We start from the raw sequence: 17,205 nt of genomic DNA, 5'->3' as shown, positions 1-17,205 counted from the left end.
GACGACTGTGAAAACTAATATTGATGAGCCGTGTGCGGGAAATCTGCAAGCACGGTTCTTTAGGGGGAGTTGTAGTAATAAAACTCAAACGAGAGGAGTAAAGCTACAGCTTCTACCGAACATTATTTACATAGGAGTGTGTATGACAAACACCAAGTTAGAGAGAAGCCGGATGTGGTGAAAGTCACAAGTCCGGTTTCGAAGTCGAGTGGGGAGAGGTGACTTTCCTCACTTAGATAACTAATGTGGTAAACCTTTTAGAACTTTGCAAAAATTTACAGCAAAAAATAGAAAAACTGAAAGCAGAGATAGAAAACTTAAAAGCAGAAAATAAAGCTTTAAAGATAGAGAACGCTGAATTAAAGGAAAGGCTCGGTTTAAATTCAAAAAACTCATCCCTGCCCAGCTCAAAAGAGCTATACAAAATAAAAAAGGACAAGCCAAAAAGCGAAAGGAATGTTGGCGATCAGGTTGGGCATAAAGGAAATTTTCATGCCACAATGGAAGCGGATAAAGTAGTAAAAATAGAGTTGCCTAATATTTGCGAATGCGGAGGAGAGCTTGTAATATGCGAAAAACCTTATGTTCACCAAAAAGTTGATCTTCCGGAAATTAGGCCTTATGTAGTAATTGGAACATGGTCGTTGTTGGAGATGCAGAAAAAGAAAAAGTAGCAAGTTACCAGAAGGTGTTACGCCAGATACATTTGGTCCAAGGGTTAAGTCTATAATTGCAGCACTCAGCGGATTTTACAAAAACTCAAAGCGTGAAGTGGCTAGTATCATAAATGACATTTTTAATTTGAACATAAGTGTTGGCAGCATATCAAATCTTACTATTACCCACAAATATAAATGTACTTATAAATAAAGTATTACAATATTAGAGTTTGCAAATATTGAGGGTATAAAAATGGCAAACGAGAGTAATGAATGGGCTAAAAATGAATTTGGAGATGCTGTACTTGGAGATAAAAGATTAACTGACCGATTAGTAAAGATTGCTGATAGTTTGATAAGTTTACCTGAAAGCTCAATTAATGAGGCATGCGGAAGTTGGTCAGAAGCAAAAGCAGCATAACGTTTTTTTCAAAATGAGAACGTAAAAGAAGTCGATATTCTAGCTTCACACATTGATAAAACAGTTGAGAGAACAAAAGCTCATAAAAGAATTCTTGTGATTCAAGATACAACTTATATTTCATACTCAAGCCATAAGCGGATTGGGAACTATTGCTGGAAAAGGAGCAGTAATGCATACAGCCCTTGCTGTTAGTACGGAAGCTGGGAATACTGGATCAAAAGATTTACTCGAGGCAACTCATTTCTGAAGAAGAAAAAAGACTAAAGAGCCATCGTAACAACGTTCATATTGAGGATAAAGAAAGTATGAAATGGCTAGAAAGTTTAAAGAAAACAAATAATATTATAGATCTGGCCCAAACCGAAGCTATAACTGTATGTGACAGAGAAGCAGATATGCATGATTTTTTTGAACTTGCACATAATCTTAACTCAGCAATTTTAGTAAGAGCTCGCCACAACAGAAATGTAAATAAAAAATTCATGCATACCAGGAACAAGCAAAAATTATGGTCATTTATCCAAGGCCTCCCTTGCGCTGGAAAAGTAGAAGTTGAAATCCCTGCTAGAGATAACAAGCAAAAAAGGACAGCGTTTTTAGAAATTAGATTCGGAAAATTTATCACATGAAGGCCATATAAAATGTAAAGAAGGTCACATAAAATATAAACCGACAGAGTCTACAACTTCACGCAATTCATGTTGTTGAAAAAAACTCTCCTCCCGAAGCAAGTCCTCTAGAGTGGATGCTTTTTTCCGGTCAGTACTTTTGAAGAAGCTGTTGAAAAAGTTAGTTGGTATTGTTTGAGATGGAAAATATAGATATTGCATAAGATTTTAAAATCTGGTCTCAAAGTTGAGGAATGTAGACTTGGAACAGCAGAAAGATTAATGAGGTATTTAACAGTCATGAGCATTATTGCTTGGAGAATTTTCTTTATTACATCAATTGCAAGAACTAACCCAACATTACTATGTACTGCCTTATTAGCTGAGGAAGAATGGAAAGTTTTATATGTTAAAATACACAGGAAACCATGTCCAAATATAGCCCCTACTATAAAAGAAGCCGTTTCGTGAACTTGGAGGTCATTTAGCAAGAAAAAGCGACCCAAAACCAGGACCAATTACTCTTTGGAAAGGGTGGAGACGTCTCTTTGATCTAGCAGAAGGATGGAGACTTGCTCATGAACCTCATATTTGTGGGTAATAGTAAGGTTTCTAAGGGAGGGAGTAGTAGTAATACTGCTTCCTTACCTGACCAGTTTACTCGTGATAAAGGTTTTGAGAAACGAGCTCAACTATATGCTGCTAAGGCTTACTCAAGGCAAGCTGATAAATCTGGTAAGTACATTGATTTAAAGAAGGTTTTCTTTATTGCTATCTCTAATTGTAATTTATTTCCTGATAAGCTTGATTATATATCCAGCCACACTATAAGAGATGAGAAAACCAATGAGCATGACTTAAAAGATTTTCAATTTGTATTTATTGAACTACCTAAATTTCCTAAGAATAAGGAAGAACAGCTAGAAAGCATAGTGGATCGTTGGTTATTTTTCTTCAGTGCGACCCGGAAAGCCGTGGTTTTGTGATGGTTAAATTCCATCTTCCCTAGACATCGGGGATAATGTATGTCTCACATTTCAAAGGATGGCAACCTTTGGGATGCAAGCATGAGATAAAAGCAGGTAACACTAAACCTCATCCTGCAAACAGAGTTAGATATGATTACGAGAGGAACCTATGTTTGAATTGTCGTCAAAGCATAGTATGCGAAAAGAGGTTGAACTACGCATAGACCAAAATGGTACGAAGCAAAAGGGGAACTAAAGATTGAAGACTTTAGTTATTGATGTTCCCAGCTTCCGGCAAATAGTAGGAATCTAAGTTTAACGTGAAACGAAGCTATGGAACGGAGTAACCACATAAAAGCTCTTATATTCATTAAATATAAGTAGGTAGCCAACCACAAGCTGCTATGTGGAAGGATTGTTTAAGAAGCTAATGCCCAAAGTAATATCTGGGATATGCAGACGTAAACACTTTAATTTGGAAGGTAAAGTGGTGAATAGTAGTGAATATGTTATGGACCAGCAAAAAGCTAGGTATGAATGGAATGGAATTCCTTGGCGAAAGCTGAAGAAATCTTCATTTAAGCTACAAAAACGAATTTACCAAGCCTCTAAATGTAATGATATCAAAAAGATGCATAATCTTCAAAAATTATTGCTCAAATCAACAAGTGCAAAAACACTCGCTGTTAGGAAAGTAACACAGGACAATAGGGGGAAGAAGACTGCAGGTATTGATGGAAAGGCTAATCTTAATCAAAAAGAAAGATTACAACTATCATATTCTTTAGATATAAAAGAAAAAGCAAAGCCATCAAGACGCGTCTGAATCCCAAAACCTGGTAAGCCATCGGAGCATCGCCCGCTTGGTATACCTACTATATCACAAACACTTGTAAAAATGGCTTTAGAACCAGAATGGGAGGCAAAACTTGAGCCAAACACTTATGGTTTTAGACCTGGTAGATCATGTCATGATGCAATTGAAGCCATATTTGATGTGCTAAAACAGAAAACAGCATATGTATTAGATGCTGATATTTCTGGATGTTTTGACAATATTAACCATAATAAACTGCTTGAAAACCACACCAACGTTAAAGAAAATCATAAGAAGATGGTTAAGGGCAGGCGTTATGGAAGATGGAAAGTTTCAATCCACAAAACGTGGTACAATTCAAGGAGGCACCGTTGCTAGCTTGTGTTGCATTACACGGATTAGAGCAACATGTCAAAAAAGCATTAACAAACGAACTCTTTCAATGCATGAAAAGAAAATATGGTAGGATATCGCATAAAAACGCGCAAAAGTCTATTAGTGTAATTTTCTACTGTGATGATTTTGTCGTCATACATGAAAGTGAAGAAATTATTCTTAGGGCAAAAGTTCTAGTTGAAGAATGGTTAAAAACCATTGGATTAGAATTAAAGTCTTCTAAGACAAAAGTTTCTCATACATTAAAAATCATTAATGGAATAAAACCAGGATTTGATTTTCTTGGATTTTCAATAAGACAATATCCAACAAAAGAAAGTAAAAAAGGTTACACATTATTAATAAAACCAAGTCGTAATTCTATAAAGCAGCATACATTTGCTATTAAACATAAACTTAGAGAAATGCGTGGGGCGCCACAGGAAGTAATAATAAGGAATCTCAATCCAATAAACAGAGGATGGAGTCAATATTACTCTTCGGTAGTTTCATGTAAAATCTTTAGCTCATTGGATAATACTATACATAGAAAGCTCTGGAAGTGGGCAGTCTTTAGGCACCCAAACAAAGGGAAATGCTGGATAAAAAGAAAATACTTTAAAAAGTATAATAACGATAACTGGCGTTTTATGACAAGTAACAAGATACATCTTATTATACACAGCGATCATGTTATTAAACGACATATCAAAGTGCAAAAAACCAGATCTCCATATGATGGTGATTGGGTATATTGGGGTAAACGTCTGAGAAAAATACCAGATAAGCCATTAAGAGTAATAAAACTATTGAAGTTACAACAAAGTAAATGTGATAATGTAGACTATGGTTTGAAAGTGATGATATAATAGAAATACATCATAAAGACCGGAATAGACGAAACAATATGATCAAAAACTTATCTTTGTTACATGGACATTGTCACGATGAATTACACAGGAGGTGTGCATGAAAAGCACCAAATTGGAGAGAAGCCGTATGAGGCGCAAAGTCTCACGTACGGTTTTGAAGTCGAGTGAGGAGGGGCGACCTTCTTCACTTAGACAACAGTATGCAGATGAAACTACAGATGAAGACCTAAGGAATATAGCAGAAAAATCACCAATAGTAAAGCTAGCATATGATGAGTTAGACAAGTTTTGCTGGAATGAGAAAGATTTAGTAGCATATGAAGAAAGAATAATGGATCTACGTAAGGAAGAAGCCATTCTTGAATACAAACTTGAGGAAGGTATAGAGAAAGGAAAAATCGAAGTTGCAAAAAATTTACTTAAAGCTGGTGTATCTGTTAATTTAATAGCTGAATCCACTGGCCTTTCTCAAGCTGAAATTGTACAGCTTAAGCAAGAAGTGGCCTAAGTATCACGGTTTTCAGGGCTTTTTTAGCTCGGCAGTGGTCTGAAAAGTCCATTTTTCACTTTATAAAATGTTTATATTTTACCACCTACTTTATTTGAATAAGTTCTTCTGCCACACTCTGAACGGATACTTGAATCAGGCTCAAGTTGACAAGTAGATGTTATCTTGTTATAATAAATATTTATTAATTTAATCTTAACTTAAGAGGGTATTTATGGTAGCAAGTGATAGTGTTTTAAAAAGGTATGCGTTAGCCTATATAAAGAAATTAGGTAATAATAATAATATTGAAGGGTTTCTACAGTATTGTAATAATACACCGAATTTAACTTGGAGCAAGGAGAATTTTAAAAATGTGTATGAAGAATTTACACATCCAAATTCAAGCAATAGGCACGATACAGGAAGCAGAAATGATCAATATAACGCAGGGAATAACGCACAACCTACAGGCTCTCAGATTACACATATACATGTACACAATAGAGGTTTAGACTTTTGGGATTATTTGCTATTACAATGCTGGATGGATTCTTTATTCGGTGGACGTGGTCACACTACGGTTAATAATATAACGAATATTAACAATGGTAATACCACTCATCAAGGGAGAAAAGAGAATAAAAAAGAATCAGAAGACAGTAGAAAGCTATTAGCTTTGGGTATAGTAGCTGCAGTTGTGTGTGTTGCTTTCCATGCTGGTATGTGTTTTTGGTATAACAGCAGCAGAAAAGTGGCTAGAAAAGAAGAAAAAATAGATTACCTGGATAGTAAATTTAAAACGTTCAGAAATATAGAATTTGCGGTTGGCGTTGTTTCTTTGGCAGCTTTGGTAGCTTGTGCTGTTTACCCAGTCTTACCAGTGTGGGGTTTAGCTATCCTTGGCGTTAATTCTCTCGTATGTTTTGCTGGTGGTTTAGCTTTTCATATGAAGCATGAGGAAGAATCAGAAAATATCGAGAAAGCTGAAAGAGCGGTAGATAGCTATCTTAAACAAGTGCATGGTTATGGAGATTCTTCTCGTGATGCACCACCTCCTTACTCTCCTCAATATCCTAATACTACTCCAAGCGCTCCTCCTTACTTTCCTCAAAGCGCTTCTCCTTCTTATAGTGAATTTAATAATCCTAATGTGGAACAGCAGTCTGGGAATTGTGAGTGGTTCATGCGTGGTAAAAATTAACAGTTTTATTTTTAGCCAAATTAATTGAATCAAGCTACAAAACCTGCTAAAGTTAACTTTGTGAAAGCACCCTTAGCTCAGTTGGATTAGAGCATTTGACTACGGATCAAAAGGTCGGGCGTTCAAGTCGCTCAGGGTGCACCACATTTTATAGGAAACAGAAGTCACACTTGAAATTAATATATGTAATACCTATCTTTAAAGGTTAAGCACTAAACTATTATATATGAGCAAAAAAGACTACTATGATCTGCTGGAAGTAGGCAGAAATGCCAGTATTGATGAGATAAAAAAAGCGTATAAAAAATTAGCATTAAAATATCATCCTGATAGAAATCCTGGCAATCAAGAAGCAGAGGAAAAATTTAAAGAAGTAACAGCTGCATATGAAGTTCTGTCTGACTCTGAGAAAAGGGCAGGCTATGACCGTTATGGCCACGAAGGTGCTTCTGGTGGATTTCAAGGCTTTAGCTCTGCAGGAGATTTTAGCGACATATTCAATGACTTCTTTGGTGGAGGATTCGGTGGTGGTGCAAGTAGATCGAGAGCAAAAAGAAGTACAACAGGAGTATCTGGAGCAGACCTACGTTATGATCTTGAAATTACCTTAGAAGATGCATTTAAAGGAATACAAGCGCCTATACATTATGTGACAAATGTAAAATGTGATACATGCCAAGGCACAGGTGGCGAAGGAGCAATTAAACCAGTTCAGTGCCACACATGCCAGGGAAGCGGTAGGATTAGAACTCAACAAGGCTTTTTTACCATCGAAAGAACATGTACTACATGCTATGGGGAAGGAGAAATAATACAAAACAAATGTAAGAAATGTGGTGGAAGTGGACGTAGAAGAGATGAAGTAAATATATCCGTTTCAATTCCAAAAGGCATAGAAGAAGGAGCTAAGGTAAGGATAAGTGGTAAAGGAGAAGCTGGAACAAAAGGTGGAAAAAGTGGAGATTTATACGTATACGTGAAAATAATTTTCCATAAAATCTTTGCTAGAAATAAAGCAGATTTACACTGTAAAGTGCCTATAAGAATGACACTAGCAGTGCTTGGTGGTGAAATCGATATTCAATCAATTGATGGAGCTAAAATAAAAGTAAAGGTCCCTGAAGGCACTCAAACTGGTACCAAACTACGTTGTAGGGAAAAGGGTATGCCATATATGAACTCACATGCTCGTGGTGATTTATACGTACAGGTAATAGTTGAGACTTTAAATCCAAAAAATTTAACTAAAAAGCAAATTGAACTATTAAAAGCGCTTGAAGAAGAGGAAAATGCAAGTGTACAACAGCAATCTGAAGGGTTTTTTAGTAAAATAAAAAAAAATAAGAAATCTGCTAAATGACATAAAGGGGTAACTGTTTACGGGTTTTCATTTAATCCTGCAATTCTTTGACCTTATTAATGGAAAACTTAACAATAGTGTTATTATTAGCCAACAGAAACTTCTTAGTTCCTTAAAACTATGTAAAAGCAATAAATTTCTTTATTTAAGGTCGAAGTTTTGCTATTCTCAGGTTTTAATAATTTAAATTTAATGAATATAAACAAAAATGAGTTTTTATTTCTTCCGCTTGGGGGAGTAGGAAGAATCGGGATGAATGTTAGCCTATATCATTACCAAGGTAAGTGGATTATGATCGACCTTGGTGTTGGTTTTGCAGATGAAACTATGCCAGGTGTTGAGCTGTTCATTGCTGATATAGATTTTATTGCTCAAAGAAAAAAAGATTTACTTGGAATAATAATTACACATGCACATGAGGACCACTGCGGTGCAGTGCCCCACTTGTGGGAAGAGTTGCAGTGCTCCATATATACAACAAAGTTTACGGTTAATTTTCTTAAAGAGAAACTAAAAGAATTTCGATTGGAAGGTATAGTGCCTGTGAAAGAGGTAGACATAAATGGCAGCATAAATTTGGGTCCTTTTACCGTCGAGTTTATAAATGTAACTCATTCAATTCCTGAGGCAAATTCAATATTAATTAGCACTGAAATGGGTAGTGCACTCCATACCGGAGACTGGAAATTTGATCCAAAACCTGTTGTTGGATTAACTTCTAATATGGAGCGTCTAAAAGAAATTGGCGATAAAGGTGACCTGCTTGCAGCAATTTGCGATTCAACCAATATATTAAGCAAGCATCACCCTGAGTCAGAAGGTGAAATTTATAATAATATTTATAACATAATAAAGCGGTCTAAAAAATTAGTTGCTGTTTCGCTATTCGCTTCAAATGTGGCACGAATTGAAACGATAAGCCAAGCTGCAAAAGCACTAAATAGAAAAGTAGTTTTACTTGGTAGATCTTTATGGAGAATAGTGAAAGTTGCGCAAGATAGTGGTTATTTAACTGATTCTCCTCAGTTTCTTGAAGCAAAGGAAGCAGTAAATTTTCCAAGGGAAGAACTGGTGCTACTTTGCACAGGTTGTCAAGGTGAGCCACTGGCAGCTACCGCAAGACTTGCTGCTAAGAGTCATCAAGCATTTAAAATGCAGCAAGGTGATACCATGATCTTTTCGTCAAAAATCATTCCTGGAAATGAAACTCGTGCGCACAACATGCTCAATGCCTTTATTGAGATGGGGGTAGAAGTTATTACTGAAAAAACAGAGCATGTTCATGCTTCTGGGCATCCAACAAGAGAAGAGCTAAAGGAAATGTATTCTTTAATAAAACCGAAGATGTCTATTCCAGTTCACGGCGAATATATTCACACGCATGCACATGTAAAATTTGCTAAAGAGTGCGGTGTGGCAAAAGCAATAATGATTGCACCAGGTGATATTGTTAATTTGGAGAACGGAGAAAAGGTTGATTCAATTGATGTTGACTACTTTGGTATTGATGGTATGTTGCTACGTCATCCGGAGAGCAGTGTTATAAAAATGCGTAAAAGAATGAGAGATGCCGGAGTTATTGTGGTAACAGCAGTTGTAAACAAGAAAAATAAATTGCTTGCTAAACCAAAAGTATTTGTACCTGGTGTTTTTGAAGTGCTAGAAGATGCAGCTACCATACAGAAAATTGTCAAGAAAGTTGAGTCGTTGTTTAGTTTGCAGCCAACAAAAAAAATTAAAAATAAGATTGAAAGTTCAATATTGAGTATCTTAAAGGAATATTTACTAAAAAGACCTATAATTGAGGTTCAGATAGAACAGGTATGAAATGAATGAAGCTATTCGTTCATCTGGTGTTATTTATTTCGTTATTTATTCCTTATTTTACAAAAGCTGCTTTATATGTTGATATAAAAAAAAGCAGTGTTGGTAACATTGGTCTTGTTGTATCTAAATGTACATGTAAAACAGCGTTGGAAAGCGAATTAAGCGAAAATATTGCAAAGGTAATAGGAACAAATTTATCTAATTGTGGCTTATTTAATGTAAAACGTGGCGCGGAAGCTGAATCTAAATCTTGGAAAAGCGATACTGTAGTCACAGTAAGTTTAAGCGAAATATCTGGTAGTGCATTAGAGCTATCATTTCGTTTATTTGACGCTTTTACAAAAAGAGAATTACTTACTCAGTCAGTTGTTTTTCCAGCAAAAGACTGGAGAAAAATTGGTCACCTCGTTTCGGATGTGATACATGATAGATTAATTGGTGAGAAAGGGCACTTCAACACAAAAATCACGTATATCGCTGAAGAAAAAGATAGCAACTACAAATCTGTGCGTAAAATTGCTGTGATGAATCAAGATGGAAGTAATATAAAATACTTAACAAATGGCGATAGATTTGTGTCAACACCGAGATTCTCACCAAATGGAAAGGGCATTGTTTATATCTCGTACGCAAATGGTAAAAGTTATATAATATTAAAAAATTTAAAAGATAACACTGAATCAATAATCAGCGCATTTGAAGGAGTTGTTTCTGCACCAAGATTTTCTCCCGATGGTAAATCTCTTTTAATTTCCCACTCATTGGGTGGTGAAACGAATATATTATCTTTGGATTTAAGTAGTAAACGAACAAAAAAAATTACTAAAGGTTCAGCTATAAGCACTTCTCCCTCTTTTTCTCCAGATCAAAAGTATATGGCTTTTAGTTCTGATATAAGTGGGAGTCAGCAACTGTACGTTATCGATTTTACTAACAAAAGTAAAAAACCTAAAAGAATTAGTTTTGGGAGTGGAAGATATGCTACGCCTGTTTGGTCGCCAAAAGGAGATCTGATAGCTTTTACAAAGATTCAGTCAGGAAAATTTTACATAGGAGTTATGAAGCCAGATGGCAAAGAAGAACGTCTGCTTTCAGAGGGGCATAAAATTGAATCCCCAGCATGGCTACCAAATGGTAGAGAAATCATTTTTACAAGAACAGAATCACCAAGCAACTCTAAACTATATTTAGTAGACTTAGTAAAGAAAAATCAAAAAATGGTTTCCACTCCCACAAATGCTTCTTTACCGGATTGGTCTTATTTTTGAAAGTAGATCTATTATAGATTTGATATGAGCCTTATTTTACTTTAATTGCTTATAACCTTTGGCACTACGAAATACCCATGCTCAGGTTTTGTATTGGACAATATCTCTTCTTTAATATTTTGAGAATTTATAACATCATCGCGTACATGAATATCCTTGTCTATACTGCCATAACGCATAGGAGAAACACCTTCAGTATTAACTTGCAATAAAGTATCGTGTATCCAATCCAGCATTGTCAGTTCTTTGGAGTAGTGATCAATCTCGTCATTTGATAACTTAATCCTTACAAGCTGTGCAATTTTAAGCATTTCTTCTTTGGTAATTGTTATTTTTCTCTTATTTGCAAATTCTATTAGTGAAGTAATAACATCTTCTGTTGACTTAGCTGGCATTTCTACCTCCTTGGATGAAGTGAGTTAAAATATTTACAACCGAAACAACTTCTATTTTACCAGTTTTTTCAAGTTTGTGAAGTATGGTATCCGTAATCACTAATTTATCTAAAGAAGAGGAAGAGATTTTCTCAACTGCACTTCCTGAAAGCACACCGTGTGTGATGCATGAAGTTACGGATTTTGCTCCACAATTTTTTAAAGCAAGAGCTGCATTACACAACGTTCCACCAGAGTCGACTATATCATCAACAATGACACAATTTTTGTTTGCAACTTCTCCTATTATGTTCATTACTTGAGATGTGCCTGCTCTCTCCCTATATTTATCTACTACAATAATCTTATCACTTAACCCTATCTTGTACTTTTCCTCTAAAGCTCTCGCAAAAGCACGTGCTCTGCCAATTGCTCCAACATCAGGTGCAACAATTGTCAAATTTTCCGTGTTTATAGAGTCAACAAATGCTTCAAAGCAGTTCAAATTAGTTATCGGTACATCAAAGAATCCTTCAATTTGACTTGAGTGCAAATCAATAACTGCAACACTACTTGCACCTGCAGTTTGAATAAGATTTGCAACTAATTTAGCACTTAAAGCAGATTGCATATTATTGTTCTTGATAATTCTATCTTGCCTGCTATATCCATAATAAGGGATAATTACTACTATCCTTTTGGCTCCTAATCTATTTACTGCATCAATTATAAGCAGAAGCTCCATAAGGTTATCATTCACAGGTGGAGAAAGAGATTGTACTATGTATACTTCTTGATTATACAGATCATTTGCTACTTCTACATTTACCTCACCATCGGTAAACTTTGATATCCAAGCAGAGGATGGTTGAACATCTAGCCGGTTAACTACTGATTCCCCTAATTCCTTACTAGCATTACCTATTATTATCTTCATAACGCACTAATTGAGTTTTTAAGATTATACAGAAATTGTGAAATAATTGAAATGTAAGTTTCTTTATCTAGTATTCTTGTCGGCGAATTAGGTATCTCTTGTACAATGACCTGTCATTTTCACGCGTTGTTTCAATATACAGACCCAAATTGAAACAACTATACAAAATCCTGCTTATGTTTCAAGATAAATGACTTTAATGAAATATAATTTATCTAGTCATTTGTATCTGCTAACATACTACACTTCCCATTGTAGAGCCTCTGCAACTTACTGAAATTTATAATCGCTTTATAAAAAGCTTTATACTCTTTGCTTAATTGGAGGTGCTACCTCTGCACTTTCTGCTCTGTCTAGGGTACTACTTGGTTTTTCTGCAGTAATTTTTTGAATGCTACCATCTACCTTATTCTTGATATCTGCTCCATATGATCTTAATACTTCAATAGCTTTCTCGTTTCCACTATTCAGCGCAATATCCAAAGCATCCATTCCATCATTATTTTTGTGGTTGATAAAATTCTCTAACTCAAAGATTTTTATATATTGCTCAATGATGAATTCTACCACTTTTCCAGGGCAATTATTAGCGGCAGGAAAGAGTACTGCATTGTTATTATTGTCTTTCTTTGTTACATCTGCTTTGAGCTTGTCTATCAAATACTTGATAATTTCTATTCTGCTATCATCTTCTGCTTCAGTGCACTGCCTAGCAGCTAAAAACAGAGCTGTTCGCCCATTATTGTCCACATCTTCAATATCTTGTCCCTTATCAATTAAGGCTTGTATTATATTTTTGTTCCCATACAAAGCAGCAAAGTGAAGAGGAGTATACCCTTCGGTACTTTCTCTTTCATTAATCAATGCACCATGGCTAGCTAGTATAGCTCTTTCCATAAAAGTCCGGATGTGATAGGATAAGGGTAGATGATGATAAGGAGGTTGAATGCCAGCAGCATATAGTTATGATTTAAGAAAAAAAGCAATGGAAGCGCTAGACGAAGGAGAAAGCAGAGAAACAGTGGCAGCAAGATTTAAGATTGGACGAACTACTTTATGGGAGTGGCAGCAAAGAAGAAAAGAAACAGGAGACTTTCAATCAAAAAAACTTGGAAATGGGGGTTACAATCACAAAATTACCGACTGGGATACCTTTGCCAAATTTGCCAGAGAACACGGAGGAAAGACTCTATCGGAAATGGCTAAACTTTGGAACAACGTTAGTATCCAAACGATCTATCGAGCCCTTAAAAAAATTGGATTTACGCGCAAAAAAAGACATATGGATACAAGGAAAGAAACGAAGAAAAACGTGCTGAATTTTTGAAAATTATAGCGACAAAAGAACCTAAAAACTTAGTGTATATAGATGAGTCTGGCATTGATAACACCGAAGACTACCCCTACGGATATTGCCAGAAAGGACAGCGGTTTTATGCCTTAAAATCTGGAAAGAAAACTCAACGAATCAGTATGGTTGCAGCCTTAAGTGGAAGAAAGATAGTTGTTCCGTTAACCTTTGAAGGCCACTGTAATATGGATGTTTTTAATGGATGGTTTGAGCAATTTTTGACACCGATCTTGGAACCTGGACAGACTGTCATTCTTGACAATGCTACTTTTCATAAGTCTGATAAGATTATCGAGCTTGCTAAAGGGGTTGGTGCAGAAATTTTGTATCTGCCGCCTTATTCTCCAGATTTCAACAAAATTGAGCATCATTGGTTTGCTATAAAAAACAGAGCCAGGAAAAACATTCCTCTATTCGAATCCTTTCGTCGTGCTGTTGATTCTGCCTTCCTATGACCTGTTCGGACTATTATGAGAAATGCTATAATTGCAACATTCGTGCAATCTTTAGCCATAAATATTAAGAAATTTACCAAATGAAAAAAAAGGCAAAAGAAGCCCTGGGGTTATTATCCGCTTTAAAATATTGGCGTTTTTTATGTTTTAAACGCTTGACAAGCAAGATTAAGCTGCTTTTAATTGCAACTAACTTACGCTGCAAATGTTTAAGAAATTTACTAAGCAGAAAAAAAGACAAAGAATCCCCGAGTTAGCTAGTCTTTTACTATCTCTGTCGAGTATTGGCATTTTTTGATGTCTTGTAACGCTTTATAAGCGCGTTCAGCTTATTTAGATAAAAATCTAGATGTAGATGAAGTTTTGTAAAGACATACAGTATCTATATACTGCAAAAAATTGAACATAAGACGCCGATACATTAAGTAATCCTTACCTTTTAATCTGCAGATTGGCGAAAGCAAATACAATAGCTTCACTATCATGATAAGGGCGCTGGCGAAGGGTGTCAAGTAGGTTTTTTCGTTTCTGTGAACCACCTGCTAACCGACAGCTAACATTAACTACCGATATCGTATCTGAAGAAGCCCCCTGGCCATTCTAAAAAATTTAATGCTGAGTACACCTTACTTTTGGCTTCCTCTATAGTGCTCCCTTCTGCTACTATATTTAGCACTCTTCCGCCATCGGAAACTAAGTTACCACTTTCATCGAATTTAGTACCAGCATGAAACACCAACACACCAGGAATGCTTTCAATCTTATCTAATCCTTTAATTACTTCTCCCTTTTGATAATCACCCGGATAGCCTTTACTTGCAACAACTACACAAACTGTAGATTTGTTGTTAAGTTCCACCATTTTGACATTTAACTTTCCTTCTGCAACTGACAACATCAATTTTAACAAATCGCAATTTGAATCAAATCTAGGTAATATAGATTGCGTTTCTGGATCACCGAATCTAACGTTATACTCGAGAAGTTTTGGGCTATCTTTGCAAATCATTAAACCAGCAAAGAGTACTCCTTTATAAGACGTACCCATGTTAACCAATGCTTGAGCTGTAGGGTATATTATTTTTTGGATAATTTTTTGCTCCATGTCCTTACTTATAATTGAAGGTGATGAGTACGACCCCATACCTCCAGTATTTTGGCTTTCATTACTTTCATCAACTCTCTTATAATCTTTTGCACACCCAAGAGTTACTACTTTCAACCCATCAATAAGAGCAAAAAAACTTACTTCTTCTCCAACTAAAAACTCTTCTATGATTATTTCTTCACCTGATTCACCAAATTTTTTCTCCACTAGCATTGAATTTATTGCTGAAAAAGCTTCGCTTTCTGTATTACATATAACCACCCCTTTTCCTGCTGCAATTCCATTTGCTTTCACTACAAGTGGAAACTTTATTTTATTGCTACGTACAAAATCTTTAGCTAACCCTTCATCAACAAAACACTCGTACTTGGCAGTTGGTATACCATATCGTTTACATAGTCCCTTGGTGAAAGACTTCGATCCCTCAAGTTTTGCAGTTGCTTGACTTGGAGCAAAAACATTTATTCCCTCTGCAACTAAATCATCAGCAAGCCCATCAATTATTGGTTGTTCTGGACCAATAACAACCAACTCTATATTTTCTCTCTTGCAAAATTGTGTAACATCCACTGAATTTTGAATATTTACATCCACAAGAGCCCCAAGATCTTTCATAGCTTGGCGACCAGGAGTTACATATAACTCAGTCAAGATAGGAGATTTTTTTAGAGCCCAAAGTAGAGCGTGCTCACGCCCACCAGAACCTATAACCAGAACCTTCATCTTTATTTCCTCGCTTTTCTATATGTCAAAATTATTATTTGCTTATAACAGTATCATTACTCATGTATTTTTGCAACACGTTTGGTATTGCAATCGACCCGTCAGAATTTTGATAATTCTCCATTATGGCAATAATCGTTCTTCCTATAGCTAAAGCTGAGCCGTTTAAAGTGTGAATATATTTTTTCATCTTTTTATCAGTTTCTGAAGAGTATTTAGCGTTCATCCTTCTTGCTTGAAATGCACCACAATTTGAGCAGCTTGATATTTCTCTATATTTATTTTGCCCAGGTAACCATACCTCTATGTCATAAGTCCTTTGTGCAGCAAAACCCATATCGCCACTGCAAAGCAGCATTACTCTGTATGGCAATTCTAATTTTTTTAATATCTCTTCAGCAACACTCGTCATACGCTCAAGCTCATCATTTGATTGGTCTTCAGTTGTGATGCTTACCAACTCCACTTTACCAAATTGGTGTTGCCTTATCATACCTCTCGTGTCTCGCCCTGCGCTGCCTGCTTCTTTACGAAAGCACTCCGAATATGCAGTAAAGCGAATAGGCAGTTCTTTTTCTTCCATTATTTTGTCAGCAACTAAATTTGTTAAAAACACTTCACTTGTGGGAATCAACCTCAATTCGTCGGTAGTTAAATACGAATCGTCAGAAAATTTCGGTAGCTGACCAACATTATACATAGCCTCGTTTTTCACCAAAGTCGGGTGGTACAGCTCAGTATAGCCAAATTCATTAACATGCATTTCAAGCATAAAATTTATTAGCGCTCGTCCAAGCTTAGCTAACTGTCCTTTTAATATCGTAAATCTTGATCCGGAAATTCTCGCCGCTTGTTCGAAGTCCATTAAACCTAATTTTTCTCCGAGTTCATAATGAGATTCTGGTACAAAATCAAACTGTCTTTTTCCTCCATATCTTCTCACCTCTAAATTAGAGTTCTCATCTGCGCCTATTGGCACATCTTGCGCAGGAATATTCGGCAAGTTAGATAAAACATTCACTAACTTATCCTTTTCTGCTTGTTCTTTTAAGCTGATTGCCTCTATCTCATTTGTGATGCTTTTTGACAACTCTATTTGCTCTTCACAGGGGCTCTTGCTCATTTTAAGCTTTTTTATTTCCTCTGTGATTTCATTGCGCTGCCTATTCAAATCCTGCAGTTTAGTGGTTAATGATCTTTTCTCGTGATCGATTTCTAATATCTCTTCCGCAGTAGATTCTCTAATTCCCCTGCTTTTCATTGCCTTTTCAAATCCTTCAGGGTTTTTGCGTATATATTCTATATCGTGCATATATTGTGCTATTACTAACATTGTTACTGTACTCCAAAAGCTCTTAATATTCAATATATTCTCATACTACTAAAAT

15 protein-coding genes, 1 tRNA gene and 4 pseudogenes are annotated in these 17,205 nt (G+C 35.9%); 15 read left to right on the top strand and 5 right to left on the bottom strand.

Annotation, left to right across the window (positions count from 1 at the left end):
• Window positions 1-7: 7 nt before the first annotated feature.
• The 13 genes and pseudogenes from AAGD84_RS02610 (at window position 8) to AAGD84_RS02550 (ending at window position 10,869) form a co-directional block, all read left to right on the top strand.
• The gene (locus AAGD84_RS02610) at window positions 8-181 is read left to right on the top strand and encodes a hypothetical protein (RefSeq protein ID WP_264722855.1); all 174 of its coding nucleotides are present in this window, start codon (window positions 8-10) and stop codon (window positions 179-181) included.
• A 64-nt stretch (window positions 182-245) separates the two neighbouring features.
• A pseudogene (locus AAGD84_RS02605) lies at window positions 246-858 on the top strand (DUF6444 domain-containing protein); the annotation flags it as partial.
• Window positions 859-912: 54 nt separating this feature from the next.
• Window positions 913-2,292, top strand: a pseudogene (locus AAGD84_RS02600) (IS4 family transposase).
• 7 nt (window positions 2,293-2,299) lie between these two features.
• Window positions 2,300-2,647: pseudogene (locus tag AAGD84_RS02595) on the top strand (PD-(D/E)XK nuclease family transposase); the annotation flags it as partial.
• Window positions 2,648-3,149: 502 nt separating this feature from the next.
• Entirely contained in the window at window positions 3,150-3,485 is a 336-nt protein-coding gene (locus AAGD84_RS02590) for a reverse transcriptase N-terminal domain-containing protein (RefSeq protein WP_209473178.1), read from the top strand.
• Window positions 3,486-3,854, top strand: coding sequence for a reverse transcriptase/maturase family protein (locus tag AAGD84_RS02585; RefSeq protein ID WP_209473350.1), 369 nt, complete (start codon window positions 3,486-3,488; stop codon window positions 3,852-3,854).
• The gene (locus AAGD84_RS02580; protein ID WP_264723114.1) at window positions 3,800-4,720 is read left to right on the top strand and encodes a group II intron maturase-specific domain-containing protein; all 921 of its coding nucleotides are present in this window, start codon (window positions 3,800-3,802) and stop codon (window positions 4,718-4,720) included. The genes AAGD84_RS02585 and AAGD84_RS02580 overlap by 55 nt, the downstream gene beginning before the upstream one ends.
• Window positions 4,721-4,820: 100 nt before the next feature.
• A complete protein-coding gene (locus AAGD84_RS02575) occupies window positions 4,821-5,231 on the top strand; it encodes a hypothetical protein (protein WP_264707092.1) in 411 nt (136 codons plus the stop codon).
• A gap of 214 nt (window positions 5,232-5,445) precedes the next feature.
• The gene (locus AAGD84_RS02570) at window positions 5,446-6,414 is read left to right on the top strand and encodes a hypothetical protein (protein WP_265038336.1); all 969 of its coding nucleotides are present in this window, start codon (window positions 5,446-5,448) and stop codon (window positions 6,412-6,414) included.
• Between the two features lie 66 nt (window positions 6,415-6,480).
• Window positions 6,481-6,558, top strand: a tRNA-Arg gene (locus tag AAGD84_RS02565).
• Between the two features lie 82 nt (window positions 6,559-6,640).
• Complete coding sequence (gene dnaJ / locus AAGD84_RS02560) at window positions 6,641-7,774, top strand: molecular chaperone DnaJ (protein WP_341818113.1); 1,134 nt, start codon at window positions 6,641-6,643, stop codon at window positions 7,772-7,774.
• A gap of 192 nt (window positions 7,775-7,966) precedes the next feature.
• Complete coding sequence (locus AAGD84_RS02555) at window positions 7,967-9,601, top strand: ribonuclease J (protein ID WP_341818112.1); 1,635 nt, start codon at window positions 7,967-7,969, stop codon at window positions 9,599-9,601.
• Window positions 9,602-9,606: 5 nt separating this feature from the next.
• Window positions 9,607-10,869 (top strand): Tol-Pal system protein TolB, encoded by a 1,263-nt coding sequence (locus AAGD84_RS02550; RefSeq protein ID WP_006279726.1) that lies wholly within the window; start codon window positions 9,607-9,609, stop codon window positions 10,867-10,869.
• A gap of 41 nt (window positions 10,870-10,910) precedes the next feature.
• On the opposite strand, the gene gatC is transcribed toward AAGD84_RS02550, so the two are convergent.
• From gatC to AAGD84_RS02535, 3 genes and pseudogenes are all read right to left on the bottom strand, one after another.
• Window positions 10,911-11,264, bottom strand: coding sequence for an Asp-tRNA(Asn)/Glu-tRNA(Gln) amidotransferase subunit GatC (gene gatC / locus AAGD84_RS02545; protein WP_264373789.1), 354 nt, complete (start codon window positions 11,262-11,264; stop codon window positions 10,911-10,913).
• Window positions 11,254-12,180: a ribose-phosphate diphosphokinase gene (locus tag AAGD84_RS02540; protein WP_264723118.1), complete on the bottom strand. Its 927-nt coding sequence runs from the start codon at window positions 12,178-12,180 to the stop codon at window positions 11,254-11,256. Before AAGD84_RS02540 ends, gatC begins: the two co-directional genes overlap by 11 nt.
• A gap of 303 nt (window positions 12,181-12,483) precedes the next feature.
• Window positions 12,484-13,065, bottom strand: a pseudogene (locus AAGD84_RS02535) (ankyrin repeat domain-containing protein); the annotation flags it as partial.
• 61 nt (window positions 13,066-13,126) lie between these two features.
• On the opposite strand from AAGD84_RS02535, the gene AAGD84_RS02530 reads away from it, so the two are divergent.
• Both AAGD84_RS02530 and AAGD84_RS02525 read left to right on the top strand, forming a co-directional pair.
• Window positions 13,127-13,986, top strand: a protein-coding gene (locus AAGD84_RS02530; RefSeq protein WP_264705388.1) for an IS630 family transposase whose coding sequence is annotated in 2 segments (ribosomal slippage) — window positions 13,127-13,451 and window positions 13,451-13,986 — 861 coding nt in all. Because the reading frame shifts where the segments join, the coding sequence is not laid out codon by codon here.
• Between the two features lie 80 nt (window positions 13,987-14,066).
• Window positions 14,067-14,243, top strand: coding sequence for a hypothetical protein (locus AAGD84_RS02525; RefSeq protein ID WP_264723041.1), 177 nt, complete (start codon window positions 14,067-14,069; stop codon window positions 14,241-14,243).
• Between the two features lie 302 nt (window positions 14,244-14,545).
• Here AAGD84_RS02525 and purD read toward each other — a convergent pair whose 3' ends face one another.
• Complete coding sequence (purD, locus tag AAGD84_RS02520; protein ID WP_138264878.1) at window positions 14,546-15,817, bottom strand: phosphoribosylamine--glycine ligase; 1,272 nt, start codon at window positions 15,815-15,817, stop codon at window positions 14,546-14,548.
• A 34-nt stretch (window positions 15,818-15,851) separates the two neighbouring features.
• On the bottom strand, window positions 15,852-17,129 hold the full coding sequence (gene serS, locus AAGD84_RS02515; protein WP_253303755.1) for a serine--tRNA ligase: 1,278 nt from the start codon (window positions 17,127-17,129) through the stop codon (window positions 15,852-15,854).
• Window positions 17,130-17,205: the final 76 nt, after the last annotated feature.

The sequence above is a fragment of the Wolbachia endosymbiont (group A) of Andrena fulva genome, from assembly GCF_964026815.1.
Lineage (GTDB): Bacteria > Pseudomonadota > Alphaproteobacteria > Rickettsiales > Anaplasmataceae > Wolbachia > Wolbachia pipientis.
The sequence above is the reverse complement of the archived record's forward strand: the minus strand, read 5'-3'. Positions and strand labels throughout refer to the sequence as shown.